Source organism: Bacillus sp. EE-W1 (assembly GCF_009760835.1).
In the GTDB taxonomy this organism is placed as follows: Bacteria; Bacillota; Bacilli; order Bacillales; family Bacillaceae_G; genus Bacillus_A; species Bacillus_A wiedmannii.
Window position 1 is genome coordinate 1 of record NZ_WIPE01000021.1, and the last position, 13,847, is coordinate 13,847.

Annotated in this window: 11 protein-coding genes and 3 riboswitches; of the genes, 9 read left to right on the forward strand and 2 right to left on the reverse strand. The window is 35.8% G+C overall.

What is annotated here, in order from left to right; all coding sequences use genetic code 11:
* Positions 1 to 129 precede the first annotated feature (129 nt).
* Positions 130 to 239: riboswitch (TPP riboswitch) on the forward strand.
* A 63-nt stretch (positions 240 to 302) separates the two neighbouring features.
* Positions 303 to 1,118, forward strand: a complete 816-nt coding sequence (gene thiM / locus GFJ36_RS01770) for a hydroxyethylthiazole kinase (protein WP_097858171.1) — start codon at positions 303 to 305, stop codon at positions 1,116 to 1,118.
* 16 nt (positions 1,119 to 1,134) lie between these two features.
* Positions 1,135 to 1,794 (forward strand): thiamine phosphate synthase, encoded by a 660-nt coding sequence (gene thiE / locus GFJ36_RS01775; protein WP_097889292.1) that lies wholly within the window; start codon positions 1,135 to 1,137, stop codon positions 1,792 to 1,794.
* 115 nt (positions 1,795 to 1,909) lie between these two features.
* Here the strand turns inward: thiE and GFJ36_RS01780 are convergent, their stop codons facing one another.
* Complete coding sequence (locus GFJ36_RS01780; RefSeq protein WP_000498712.1) at positions 1,910 to 3,223, reverse strand: anaerobic C4-dicarboxylate transporter family protein; 1,314 nt, start codon at positions 3,221 to 3,223, stop codon at positions 1,910 to 1,912.
* Positions 3,224 to 3,506: 283 nt separating this feature from the next.
* Positions 3,507 to 3,591, forward strand: a riboswitch (cyclic di-GMP riboswitch).
* A 143-nt stretch (positions 3,592 to 3,734) separates the two neighbouring features.
* On the opposite strand from GFJ36_RS01780, the gene GFJ36_RS01785 reads away from it, so the two are divergent.
* From GFJ36_RS01785 to GFJ36_RS01815, 7 genes are all read left to right on the forward strand, one after another.
* Positions 3,735 to 5,474, forward strand: coding sequence for a methyl-accepting chemotaxis protein (locus GFJ36_RS01785; protein ID WP_097889293.1), 1,740 nt, complete (start codon positions 3,735 to 3,737; stop codon positions 5,472 to 5,474).
* 61 nt (positions 5,475 to 5,535) lie between these two features.
* Positions 5,536 to 5,637, forward strand: a riboswitch (TPP riboswitch).
* Between the two features lie 100 nt (positions 5,638 to 5,737).
* The gene (locus tag GFJ36_RS01790) at positions 5,738 to 6,058 is read left to right on the forward strand and encodes an MTH1187 family thiamine-binding protein (RefSeq protein WP_000082897.1); all 321 of its coding nucleotides are present in this window, start codon (positions 5,738 to 5,740) and stop codon (positions 6,056 to 6,058) included.
* A complete protein-coding gene (locus GFJ36_RS01795; protein ID WP_141542814.1) occupies positions 6,030 to 6,803 on the forward strand; it encodes an ABC transporter permease in 774 nt (257 codons plus the stop codon). Before GFJ36_RS01790 ends, GFJ36_RS01795 begins: the two co-directional genes overlap by 29 nt.
* Positions 6,800 to 7,798 carry an ABC transporter substrate-binding protein gene (locus tag GFJ36_RS01800; RefSeq protein ID WP_097889295.1) on the forward strand — a complete coding sequence of 333 codons (999 nt, stop codon included), beginning with the start codon at positions 6,800 to 6,802 and terminating at the stop codon, positions 7,796 to 7,798. The genes GFJ36_RS01795 and GFJ36_RS01800 overlap by 4 nt, the downstream gene beginning before the upstream one ends.
* Positions 7,795 to 8,544: an ABC transporter ATP-binding protein gene (locus GFJ36_RS01805; RefSeq protein WP_060486908.1), complete on the forward strand. Its 750-nt coding sequence runs from the start codon at positions 7,795 to 7,797 to the stop codon at positions 8,542 to 8,544. The genes GFJ36_RS01800 and GFJ36_RS01805 overlap by 4 nt, the downstream gene beginning before the upstream one ends.
* A gap of 66 nt (positions 8,545 to 8,610) precedes the next feature.
* A complete protein-coding gene (locus GFJ36_RS01810; protein ID WP_097889296.1) occupies positions 8,611 to 9,384 on the forward strand; it encodes a hypothetical protein in 774 nt (257 codons plus the stop codon).
* A 302-nt stretch (positions 9,385 to 9,686) separates the two neighbouring features.
* Positions 9,687 to 11,231 (forward strand): ABC-F family ATP-binding cassette domain-containing protein, encoded by a 1,545-nt coding sequence (locus GFJ36_RS01815; protein ID WP_060486909.1) that lies wholly within the window; start codon positions 9,687 to 9,689, stop codon positions 11,229 to 11,231.
* Between the two features lie 448 nt (positions 11,232 to 11,679).
* Here the strand turns inward: GFJ36_RS01815 and GFJ36_RS01820 are convergent, their stop codons facing one another.
* Positions 11,680 to 13,704, reverse strand: a complete 2,025-nt coding sequence (locus GFJ36_RS01820; RefSeq protein WP_097889297.1) for a glycosyl hydrolase family 18 protein — start codon at positions 13,702 to 13,704, stop codon at positions 11,680 to 11,682.
* Between the last annotated feature and the right edge of the window lie 143 nt (positions 13,705 to 13,847).

Here is a 13,847-nt window from a genome sequence, read left to right on the forward strand (position 1 = left end):
AACAAAGCCCCCACTGATTAAAGTTTCACTTTATTATGCGTATTGTTTTATCAGTTGCTTCTATATGAAATAGAAAAGTAAAGAACTTGTTATTTTACTAGAATAAGAGTAGACTTTGAAGTAGATGAATAATAAACGCATGGGAGTTTGTGGATGCAAACTGAGAGTATGACTAATCCGTCATTGACCATTTGAACCTGTTGGATAATGCCAGCGTAGGGAGAGTGTAAAAGCACATGTTCAGGCACTTTGCGTACGCGCAAAGTGCCTTTTTGTGTATCTCCCATCACTATAGTTAGGAGATGAAAAGGATGAATATGAAAGAAATTAGTAAAGTAGTGGATTTGGTGAGAGAGTCTAATCCACTCGTGCATAATATTACAAATGTTGTTGTAACAAATTTTACAGCAAACGGTTTGTTAGCATTAGGAGCATCACCTGTAATGGCGTATGCAAAAGAAGAAGTAGCAGAAATGGCTAGCATTGCGGGAGCCCTTGTTTTAAATATGGGTACACTTCGTCCTGAAGAGGTAGAAGCGATGTTACTTGCTGGTAAATCAGCAAATGTGAATAATGTACCAGTACTATTTGATCCAGTTGGTGCAGGAGCAACATCGTATCGAACAGAAGTTGCGAGACATATTCCGGCTGAAATTGATTTAGCGATTATCCGCGGAAATGCAGCTGAGATAGCGAACGTTATTAATGAGAGATGGGAAATTAAAGGGGTAGACGCTGGTGTTGGAAATGGCAATGTCGTAAGTATTGCAAGGCAGGCAGCGGATGAATTAAATACAGTAGCGGTGATTACTGGAAAAGAAGATGTTGTTACAGATGGAGAACGAACGATCCTTATTCGAAATGGTCACCCTATTTTAACGAAAGTTACGGGAACTGGTTGTTTACTAACTTCTGTAATAGGAGCATTTGTAGCAGTAGAAAAGGATTATGTAAAGGCAGCAGTAGCGGCATTAACGTTTTATGGTGTAGCTGCGGAACTGGCAGCTGCTAAGACAGTGGAAAAGGGACCTGGTAGTTTCCAAATTGAATTTTTAAATCAGTTAGCGAATACCACTTCGGGTGATATTGAGAAGTATGGGAAGATTGAGCTTATATAGTAAGGAGGGGAACTAGATGCCCTGTATTACAAAGGCTGAAATGTCTAGATTATTATCAGTATATTTTATTATGGGAAGTAACAATTGTGCGAAGGAGCCACTACAAGTATTGAGAGATGCACTTGAAGGCGGTATAACAATTTTTCAATTTCGTGAAAAGGGGGAAGGGGCTTTAACGGGAGAGAAACGTATTTGTTTCGCGAAAGAACTACAAGCAGTCTGTAAAGAGTACGGTGTACCATTCATCGTAAATGATGATGTGGAACTAGCTATGGAGTTAGATGCAGATGGCGTGCATGTCGGCCAAGATGATGAAGGAATTACTTCTGTTCGTGAAAAAATGGGTGATAAAATTGTTGGTGTATCTACACATACAATTGAAGAAGCACGCTGGGCAATTGAAAACGGAGCTGATTATTTAGGTGTTGGCCCTATTTTCCCAACGAGTACAAAAAAAGATACGAAAGCAGTTCAAGGAACGAAAGGTTTAGCTCATTTTAGAGAACAAGAAATTACAATACCGATCGTTGGGATTGGTGGCATTACAATTGAAAATACCGCCGGGGTTATAGAAGCCGGTGCGGACGGTGTTTCTGTTATTTCCGCGATTAGTTTAGCTGAATCTCCGTATGAAAGTACGAAGAAGCTAGTTGAGGAAGTAAATAGGGGTTTGTAGGAAAACGGAACTTCACAAAAATAGAAAAGAACATAATGGACAGTTAAAAATATTTAAACAAACGTTTGATTAAAAAAGCACAAACCCTTTAAAATTGTCGGTTTGTGCTTTTTCTTTAAAACATAATTGATATTAGGAGCATTCCAATTCCGATAGAGGTGAATGTTGCGATTAGGCCTGGAATCATAAAGCTATGATTTAAAACATATTTACCAATACCTGTTGTACCAGTGCGATCGAAGTTAATGGCAGCAACGATTGTTCCATAGTTTGGAATGAAGAAATATCCATTTACTGCAGGGAACATTGCGATTAGTAGTGCTGGTGGAATACCGAGTGATAATCCAAGAGGCATTAAAGCACGTACTGTTGCTGCTTGGCTATATAGTAAAATAGATAGAATGAATAATGCGATGGCAAATAGCCATGGTGCACTTGTTACTAGGTGCTGAATTGATCCTTGAATCATATTTAAGTTTCCGTTAAAGAAAGTATCTCCCATCCAAGCGATACCGAAAATAGCAACAACAGCTGTTGCCCCCGCTTTAAAGACGTTACCAGACACGATGCTTTCTACATTTGGTTTGCAGAAAATAATAATAAGAGCTGCGATAGTTAACATAACCATTTCAATTGTGTTTGGCATGGAAAGACGAATTAACTTCCCGTCAACCATCCATCCTGGACGAAGTGCTTCAAATGAACCGAGAAGTACGACAAGGAAAGTTCCTACTAAGAAAAGGATAACGGATAGTTTAGCGCCTTTTAAACCAACAAATTCTTTCTTCTCTTCAATTTTAGGAATCATTCCTTCTTTTAAACGTTTCAAGTATTCAGGGTCTTCATTTAATTCTTTCCCCATTTTGCTAGCAACAAATGCAGCTACCATACAAGCGATGAAGGTAGAAGGAATACTTACTTTTAAAATATCTAATAAGGTGATTTTATAGTCAGCTAGCATTGCTAAAAGTGCAACTGTTGCAGCTGATATAGGGCTAGCTGTAATTGCTTGTTGGGAAGCGATTACGGCAATTGACATTGGTCGTTCCGGTCTAATCCCAGATTCGCGAGAGACTTCTGCGATAACAGGAAGTACAGAATAAGCAACGTGACCAGTTCCTGCGCACAGTGTAAATAAATAAGTAACAATTGGAGCAAAGAATGTAATGCGCTTTGGATTTTTTCGCAATGCTTTCTCAGCTAGATGAACAAGGTAGTCCATTCCTCCAGCAGCTTGCAGTGCACCGGCAGCTGTAATTACTGCTAAAATCATAAGCATTACATCAATAGGAGGAGCTGTAGGTTGTAAGTGGAAGACAAAAACAAGTATTGCCATACCAACGCCACCCATTACTCCTAGACCAACTCCGCCTAGGCGTGCGCCAATAAAAATGCAGAGTAGTAACGTAAGAAATTGTAGCCAAAACATGATAAACTACCTCCGGAATTCATTAGTTAAGATATATTTGAATAATTTAATTTGAACGAAAATTAAAACAAATACCCAAAATAATCCTTGTGTTATATACATTTTTTATTATATAACACAAGAAATGTAACATTCACGAACTTTGTTAAATTATTTCGAAAAAATAATACCTTGAAACTTTACATTTGCATCTCTAAATAGGTAGACATTTTAATTCTTATGTTGTAATCTTTGATAGAGAATAATTTAATTCTCATAGAACTCCCATATCGTTCAACTCGTTCAGCGAGAAAGGCAAACTGATGGAAACATTAGGACGCAAAACTACAGGAGCTAAGGTCGAAAGGCTATGCTAGCCAGTTACCGGACGGATAGGGTTGGTCTTGACCAATGCTCTTTTCATTGGTCTTTTTTTTGTTTATAAACAAATGAGAGCCGTTATCGTTTATTAATAAGGTGTATATTTTAATAGCGTTACTTTATAGTAAGTTAATTAAGAAAGGTGATGTTAATGAGAAGATATTGGCATAAACTATCATTTCTTCAAAAAAATGTATTGTTAACTGTGTTAGTTATTTTGACGCTTGTCGGTACTATGGGAGCGTTAAGTTTTAACATGTTTCAAAATAGCATGATGTCTATATTTGAAAGGCATTCTTTTGAAACAGGAGATACGGTATTACATAAATTAGACGCAGAAATATTGAGAGATGTTGCAAAAGACCCAACAGCAGAAAGAGAAAAGAGAGAGAAGTTAACAGAGAAATTAGATGAATCAACGGAAGAATTGAACAGTGTTGGACAAACCTATATTGTTGGAGCGAAAAAAAATGAAAAAGGTGAGCTACAAATCATTGATTTATCTACAGGTTTAGCAAATGTTGTTGAAGTAAGGCCGGGAGAATATTATAAACAACCAGACCTTTGGATGAAAGCATATGATAAAGTAATGAGCACAAAAAAAGCAAACATGACAGAAGTATATGAAGACGCATTAGGAACATGGGTAACGATATTAGAGCCAATTAAAGATGGAGAAGGTAATATTGTGGCACTTGTTGCAGCTGATGTAGATGCTTCTATTGTTCCTAGTACAAAAGAAAAGTTCATTATACAAGGTTTAATGTTTATTTGTATTTCTGTTTTAATTGCAACTTTTATTCAATTCTTAATTGTGCGTAACGCACTTGCTCCATTGCGGGATTTACGTGAAGGATTGCGCAGAGTCGGTGAAGGTGATTTAAGTATTAAATTAGAGGAAAGACCAGATGATATTGGTATTATTAATGCGTATTTTAATAATACCATTGAGAAGTTTAAAGGAATTATAGATAAAGTGAAGCAGACAGCAGAACAGGTTTCCTCATCTTCGCAAGAATTGTCAGTGAGTACGAAAGAGAATAGTATGGCAGTCCAAGGAATCGTAAGTTCTATAGTTGAGTTAAGGGCTGGCGTTCAATCACAAGAAACTTCAGTACCAAAGTATTTAGGTATTGTATATGAAATGGAAGATAGGATGGAAGAGATAACTAATATTGCAAAACAAATGGCGAAAGAGTCTGAAGGTACGACGCATCATTCAGTAAAAGGAAATGGTGTTATTGAACAGACGATTAATCAAATGAAAATAATACAAAATGCAGTACAAGATTTATCTTCTATCATTCATTCTTTGGAAACAAGATCAAAAGAAATTAGTGATATTGTAAATGTAATTACAGGTATTTCAAATCAAACGAATTCGCTAGCTTTAAATGCTTCTATTGAAGCTTCACGTGCTGAGGCAACTGGAAAGGGATTTGCCGTTGTTGCTGATGAAGTGCGTAAATTAGCAGAGCAGACGGAAGCATCAGCAAAAGATATAGCGAAATTAATAGGGGAAACACAAGTTGAAACGGAAGAAGCTGTTGTTTCAATACAAAAAGCTTCAAAAGAAGTAGAATCCGGAATTAAACTTTTTCAAAGTAGTGGTGCTTTCTTTGAAAAAATTTCAAAATCAGCACAATCTGTTACAAATCAAGTTAGAGTTGTTTCTAGCAATTCAAGTGATATATTGCAAAATAGCCAAAATATTGTTCGTGTTGTAAATGAACTATCACTTATTGCAAATAAGTATGCAAATAGTAGTAATAATATTGAAGAAAGTATGAAAGAACAGGAAATGTCTGTACAAGATATTGCTGAATTAGCTAGTTCTTTAAGCTGGCTTTCACAGGAGTTACAAGAGTTAATAGGGGAATTCAAAAGTTAAATGAAATGATTATACGTGCTTTTGTTTGTTCAATAAAATAAATCATGCTACAATGAAAACGAATTAAGGACCGGGGAGCCAATTGGCTGAGAGGATGTAAACAAACATCGACCCTCAACCTGATCTGGATAATGCCAGCGTAGGGAGTTACTTAAAGTGATGTAGCATATGTTATTCTATAATAACTTGCATACAAGGCTTTCCTACGCAGTAGGAAAGCCTTTTCTTGTTTTAATATTTCATTTTATAAGGGGGATTTTACTATGTCACAACAAGTTACAATTTCATTTTCAGTAGTACCACAAGCGAAGAACAAAGATGTGTATTCTGTTGTTGATAAAGCAATTGAAGTTGTACAACAATCGGGAGTTCGTTATGAAGTAGGGGCAATGGAAACAACGCTGGAAGGAGAATTAGATGTACTTCTTGATATCATTAAACGTGCGCAACAAGCTTGTGTGGATGCTGGAGCAGAAGAAGTGATTACTTCTATTAAAATCCATTATCGTCCAAGCACTGGTGTAACGATAGATGAAAAGGTTTGGAAGTACCGTGATGAATATGCAAAACCAGAAGCAATCTAAAATAATTACAACAATTTGGCTTATCCTTCTCATAGCGATATGGGAAGGATCTGTTTTATTATTTAAAATTGAACCGTGGATTTTACCGAAGCCTTCTGCCATTGTTCAAGAATTAATTGGAATGAAAGATTTACTATTACCGAATACGATGCAAACGTTACAAGAGGTTCTAATCGGACTGTTTTTTGCGATTTTAATTGGGACAAGTATTGCAATTATTATGGATGTTATCCCTTTATTTCGTATTTTAATAAATCCGTTGCTTGTTATTTCGCAAACGATTCCAATCGTTGTACTTGCACCGTTATTTATTATTTGGTTTGGATATGGAATGCTACCGAAAGTAATGGTAGTAATACTCGTTTGTTTCTTCCCGATTGCGCTCAGCATTTTAGAAGGTTTTCAAACGGTAGATAAAAATATGTTGAAGTTGTTGCAAACGATGAAGGCAACGAAATGGCAAGTTTACCAGAAAGTAAAGTTTCCAGCAGTGCTGCCATACTTTTTCTCAGGTTTAAAAATTGCAGTTACATATAGCGTAATGGGAGCAATTATTGGGGAATGGCTCGGTGCAAGCGAAGGGTTAGGAGTTATGCTTACAAGAGCTACAAAATCCTTTCTAACAGCCCGAGTATTTGGTGTGGCGGCAATTATTGTTATGGTGACATTATGTCTGTATTTTATCGTGGAGTTTATGGCAAGAATAACAGCACCATGGATATATAGAAAGGACGGCAGAAAATGAAAAAAGGTTTAAAAGTTATGTTGGCTGCCTTATTAGCAGTAGGTGTAGCTGGATGTAATCCGGCGAAGAAAGAAGAAAGTGCAAGTAAAGATCAAAAAGTAAAAGTAGTATTAGATTGGTTTCCGAATACGAATCATACTGGCCTATATGTAGCGCAAACGAAAGATTATTATAAAAAGCAAGGATTAGATGTAGAGATTATTCAGCCAGGTGATAATGTGACAGCGGAGCAAATGATAGCTTCCGGAAAAGCTGACTTCGCAATAAGCGCACAAGAAAATGTAACGTTGGCTCGTGTGGAAGGTATTCCTGTTGTATCTGTAGGAGCAATCATCCAACATAATACTTCAGCTTTTGCATCACTTAAAAAAGATAATATGACGTCACCAAAAGATTTTGAAGGTAAACGTTACGGCGGCTGGGGAGGACCAGCAGAAGAAGCGACGTTGAAGACAATCATGGAGAAGCATCAAGCTGATTTTAATAAAGTTGAAAAAATCATCTTAGGACAAACAGATTTCTTTAAATCAATCGGTCGTGATGCAGACTTTGAATGGATATATTACGGATGGGATGGAATTGAAGCGAAGCGCCAAGGAAAAGAGTTAAATACGATTATGGTGAAAGACTTAGACCCAGCGCTTGATTTCTATAGTCCTGTTATTATTACGAGTGAAAAACATACGAAGCAAGATAAAGACTTTGTGAAAAAGTTTATGAGTGCAACGACAGAAGGTTATAATTTTGCAATTAAAGAACCGAAAGAAGCTGCTGATATTTTAATTAAAGCAGTTCCAGATGTGAATAAAGAATTAGTACAAGAAAGTCAAAAATGGTTAAGTACGAAATATCAAGATGATGCAAAAACGTGGGGAGTACAGAAGGAAGAAGTTTGGACGAATTACATGAATTTCTTATATGATAACAAAGTTATTAAGAAGAAAATTGATGTGAAAGATGCCTTTACAAATGAGTTCCTTCCAAGTGGAAAATGAGTGGATTACAAATAAAAGAGATTGTAAAAGCTTTTGATGGAAAGAATGTATTAGCAAATATTAGTGCTTCTATACGAGAGGGAGAGTTCGTTTCCTTTGTAGGACCGAGTGGTTGCGGGAAAAGCACATTATTAAATATGATTGCAAATGTTGAAAAACCAACAAGTGGAAATGTAACGTATAAGGATACGCACGTACAAGAGCAAGATGTTGTAAGTTATATGCCGCAGCAGGATTTATTACTACCTTGGCGATCAGCTTTGCAAAATATAGTTCTTCCATTGGAAATCGAAGGGAAACCGAAAAAACAAAGGCTGACAGAGGGAATGGAAGCATTAAAGCAATTTGAACTAGATGAATATGCAGACCATTATCCAGATGAATTGTCTGGTGGTATGCGTCAAAGAATTAGTTTTTTGCGCACATATTTATGTGAAAAGCCAATTATGCTACTTGATGAGCCTTTTGGAAAATTAGATGCCTTTACAAAAATGGAAGTACATAGCTGGCTTTTAAACTCTTGGCACCAAGAGAAGCAAACAATCGTTATGGTTACACATGACTTAGATGAGGCAATCTTACTTTCGGATCGCGTATTTATTTTATCTCAAAGACCAGCATCAATAGTTGGAGAGGTACAAGTGAAATTACCTAGACCAAGAACGATGGATATGTTAACATCACTTGAGTTAAAGAAGGATAAGGAAGAAATTCTGAGAGTATTAGCTCCTTATATGAAAAAATAGAAAAAGCCTCTTAACAGTTTTTAGTATAATTACTGTTAAGAGGCTTTTTTATATAGGGGGAGAAAGATGAAATCTATAGAGCAAATAGTTGATTCATTAACGCCGGATAATCTTGAAGAAGGAAAGTCCTTATTAAAAAATCATATTTTATTAATGAAGTATGGTATGGAACATCATGAATTAAAAGAAGAAGAAATGACAGAAGTTTTAAAGTGGGTTCAAGGCCGGAATCAATTGAGAGAAGATGTTCCAGAATTACGCGATTTACATTTAATTAAAAAGTTTCAAGTGGTATTAGATGAATTTATTCATTCTATAATTTCAAATGGTTATGTGGAAGACGCGGTAGAAGTTTTAGAGAGTATATTAAAAAGTATGGGGGCAGTCGCTCATATTTTAAAAATTATGTTTGTCAGCAAAAGAACAGTTAATAGAAATTCTTTAGAAATGGTAGAAGAGTTAAAAAGAGAGTGCTACAACTTAATGGAACAGCGTGCTGTTGTCGGGTTACATGCTCAAATCTTTCACGTTTTAGGTTTTGTTCATTCAATTCAGTTTGATTTAGAAGAAAGGTCACAGGAACATGGACGATCTGTAATAGGATTTTTAACAGATTTTAAAACGAATGAATTGAAGTCTGTACAACAATTTCAAAACGAAGAGCATATTCCAGAAGTGAAAAATATGGTTAGTAAAGAGTACGGAATAGAATTACAAAGAAGAATTTATATTTGGAAATCGTTAACGCTCATCTTTACAAGTCCATATGCATTAGAAAAGATGTATAAAGAAATTTACGCAGAAAATGAAAAAACGGAGAAGGAACAAAAGAAAAAATAGAGAATAGAATATAACAGAGTAGTTTATACTCTTAATATAACAAATGTTAAAGGAGTGAAAGGATAAAATGACTTTATCAACTGTTCTTCAAATGGTTTTAGCTTGATACGGGAGAAGTCTGCCCATTTTTAACGATTAAGCTAAATTGAAGACAGCAGGTAAAGAACCTTAATCCTTTTTTACGATAATATGTAATGGGTAAGGTGTATTCACCTTACCCATTTTTTATATGCACAATTAAATAAGGATTTTTACTGTGCTCTCTATTTAGCTTATGAACCATAAGTAGAGGAGAGAAAAAAATGAGTATATTAACAGTAGAAAATTTAAGTCATTCATATGGTGAGAAAACCATTTTATATAATGCGTGTTTTCGACTATTAAAGGGCGAGCATGTTGGGTTAGTTGGGAAAAATGGAATTGGAAAATCAACCTTGTTAAGGATTTTAACAGGAGAACTTATACATGATGACGGAAACATTGAATGGTTTCCACATGTGAAGATAGGTTTTTTACAGCAGCATATGGATTTACAAGAGGGGATAACAATTGAAGGATACTTACAAAGTGCATTTTCTAATTTGTATAGGATTGAATGCGAAATGTTAAAAATTGCTGAAGAAATGAATGGAGCAGGAGAAGTAGAAAAACTGTTAGTAAAGTATGGAGAATTACAAACTATATTGGAAAGCTCTAATTTCTATCAAATTCATACAGAAATTGAAGAAGTAGCAATCGGTTTAGGTTTATTTGAAATAGGGTTGAAAAAGGATGTTTCAAAGTTAAGTGGAGGACAGCGAACAAAGTTATTACTTGGGAAGCTCCTTTTAGAAAAAGCTGATGTTTTATTGCTAGATGAGCCAACAAATTATTTAGATACAGCCCATATAGAATGGTTGCAATCGTATTTGAGACTGTATGAAAAAGCTTATGTGATCATTTCACATGACGAAGTATTTTTGAACAGTATTACGAATGTTATTTATCATCTAGAAGAACGGAAAGTGAAGCGGTACGTAGGAAATTATGAAAAATTTGTGCAAAGTTATCAATTGCAAAGGAAACAATTACAATCGGCGCATGCGAAACAGCAAAAAGAAATTGCTCAGTTAGAAACATTTATTCAAAAAAATAAAATTCGAAAAGCGAAACAGGCCAAAAGTCGAGAGAAAGTATTGGAGAAAATGCAAAGGATTGAAAAGGTTAATCATGTACCTCGATCCCGTTTTGATTTCAATGTTTATGAGGAGCCAGTTAGTCGCATATTACAGGCTGAAAAACTAAGGATAGGATATAGTTCTCCGTTATGTCCAGAATTGAATTTGCAAGTAAAAAAAGGAGAAAAGATAGCGATTGTTGGTCATAATGGGATTGGAAAAACGACAATGTTAAAAACGTTATTAGGTCAAATAAAGCCGCTAAGCGGTTCAATTTCTATTGGAGAACGAGTAAATCCTGCTTATTTTGCGCAGGAAGAGTTTGCTTCAGAAACAACACCATTAGAAAAAGTTTGGGCAGAACGACCAGATATGACAAAGAAAGAAGTACGCCAAGCATTAGCAAAGTGTGGATTGAAAGAAGAACATGTATTAAAACCTATTCGTTTATTAAGCGGCGGGGAACAAACGAAAGTACGTTTATGTGAACTTATCGTAACGAAAAGCAATGTTTTAATTTTAGATGAACCGACTAATCATTTGGATATAGAAACAAAGAAGTCTTTGCAGGAAGCGTTACAACAATATAAAGGAACAGTTTTACTTGTCTCACATGAGCCTTCTTTCTATGAAGCATGGATAACAAAAGTATGGAATATAGAAGAATGGGATGCTGAACGATATGAATAAAGAAAAGGCATTAGCTTGTATAAGCTAATGCCTTTTCTTTATGATTAACATGATTTTCGAGAACTCTTACATGAGAATTGTATGAAGAAGCACTCTTATGGTGCGCTTATAAGCGTGCTTTTTCTTATGTTATGTTTATATTTAGATGCCTTTCCCTAATAGGCGACTATCTTTCTTTGTATATATAGATAGTTTGAAATGGAATGAAATCCTATATGTAAAGGATAATGTGATTAGTATGGGAAGACAATAGAACTTAAAGGAAATTCATGTAAAATTCAGATGAACTTCACACGAACTTCATATTATAAACCAAATATAATTATAATAGGTTATTGTAATTATAATTTGTGATTTTTCATTTTTCATAACATTAAAAGTTTGAATTTAGGATAGAGCACTCAAACCTAAATTCAAACTTTAGTGAAATAATTAATGGAGGTTACGCTTAGTTTTCGCTAATGGATGCATTTACAAGTTCGGCGGGAGTGCCTGTTCCTGCCCCTCCGATTGTAACGGATCCACCAGGAGGAATTTCACCATTCCATCCTGCATTCGTAATTACGTAATGATTATTTATTTTACTACTAATTTTAGAATCCCAAACTTGTGTTAAATTGCCGTTATAATCAAATTCTAATTTCCAGTTTTTAATAGGGGTCGTTCCACTATTTTTAATTACAATCGAGAAGTTGTAACCACTTCCCCAATTTGAAGTGACTGAAAAGGTAGCATTACCATTTCCACCAGGAGGTGTTGTATCAGTATCATCTGTTTTTACAATGATAGAAGTAGGCTGTGATTTATTCCCGGCAGCATCTTTTGCAATTATTGAAAATGTGTATTCGGTATTAGATTTTAAGTTTTTGATTGTAATGCTATTTGTTGTTGTACTCCATTTCTCTTCTCCGGCAGTAATTTCATATTCCGTAACTCCTACGTTATCAGTAGATGCAGTCCAGTTTAATTGAACGGAGTTTGAATTTTTATTTGTAACAGCAATATTTTTTACGTTTGTTGGGGGCTCAGTATCTTTTTGAGTAATAGGTCCACCAAGTAATTCTTTTACTAACGTATCAAGCAATTTTGGTCCACTGCAACTATATTTTGGACTTGTACGGCAATCCCCGCTTAGTTCCCAAAACATTGCGCCACTTAGACCCTTTGTCTTTATATAGTCTGTTTTATATTTCATAGATTCGTTGTCATCATAGCTAATAAACGTGCCTGTAGTCGGATTATATAAATAAGGTACTTTCGCTACATCGTTCCAGTGGCGAACAAAACCATTTTTATTAACATAATTAGCTGCTAAATCACCATAATCGTACACACCTGTGTCACCGGTAGAATAATCATCCCAAGTACCTTTAGAAGCGAGCTTTCCGTCACTACCTGGTTTACAAGGTTGGTATTGCCCATTATTTTCTTTTCCGCAACTTTTCCATCCACGTCCGTAAAAAGGTACACCTAATACGAGTTTATCCGCTGGAACCCCTTCATTTGTATAAATGTCTATCGCACCATCTACATAAAATTTTGTATCCGCTGCTGGGTCATTTGGATCTTTGTATAGTGCTGCATTATGGTTAGAAGTAGCTTCCCATCCACCGTGGAAATCATATGTCATAATATTAATCCAATCAAGTATTTGAGAGATCTGCTTTAGCTCTGTATGATCCGCATAACGTTGGCTTGCACCTGATGCGATTGTTAGTAAATATTGTTTCCCATCTTCTGCAGTAGCTTTCGTTAATGCATTTCGAACATCTTGAAGGAGTAGGGTGAAGTTTTGCTTATCTTCAGGACGATAACTACCACCAGGAATCGTTTCAACGCCCGGATATTCCCAATCTAAATCAACGCCATCAAATCCATATTCACGAAGAAAAGCTACTGTAGATTCAGCGAATACTTTTCTTGTTTTTTCATCAGCTGCCATATCAGAAAAGCGGTTAGACCAAGTCCAGCCACCAACTGAAATAATTGTTTTTAAGTGAGGATACTTAGCTTTTAATCGTTTCAGTTCTCCGAAATTTCCACAACGGGCGTATTTATCACAATCTTCCCAAGTTGTACCTGATCCCGGATAAGATTTTGTGACATCAGCCCATGGTTCACCGAGTACGAGAGTGCCATTAGGAACCTCTTTATTTTGCAGTGGTACACCAGACTCTTTACAGTTCCACGTTTGTTTATTTGGATTATCGGGGTGAGTAGAAGGGTTTCCATGTTTTCCATTCCAGCAAATATCAGCGAAAGCATAGTTTAAATGAGTTAGCTTTGATGCATCAATGTCTGCAACTTGATAATTACGTCCGTAAATGCCCCATGAAGGAAAATACCCAACAATTTTTTGACCTTGCTTTGGTGAGTCTGCTAATGCAACATTTGGAGTAATAAAGTTTGTGAGAAAAAGAGGTAAGAAGAGTAGTAGAGATAGTAATAGCAGTGTGAATTTTTTGGAGCTCATAGTCATTTCTCCTTTCAAAATAAAAGATATATTTAAAGGCATGCGCCAATAAACCAAAGTGAATCTAGACGTATGAAACGTCTAGATAAAGTGAAACTTTAATCAGTGGGGGGCTTCATCCCCCACTGATTATCAGCCCTCAC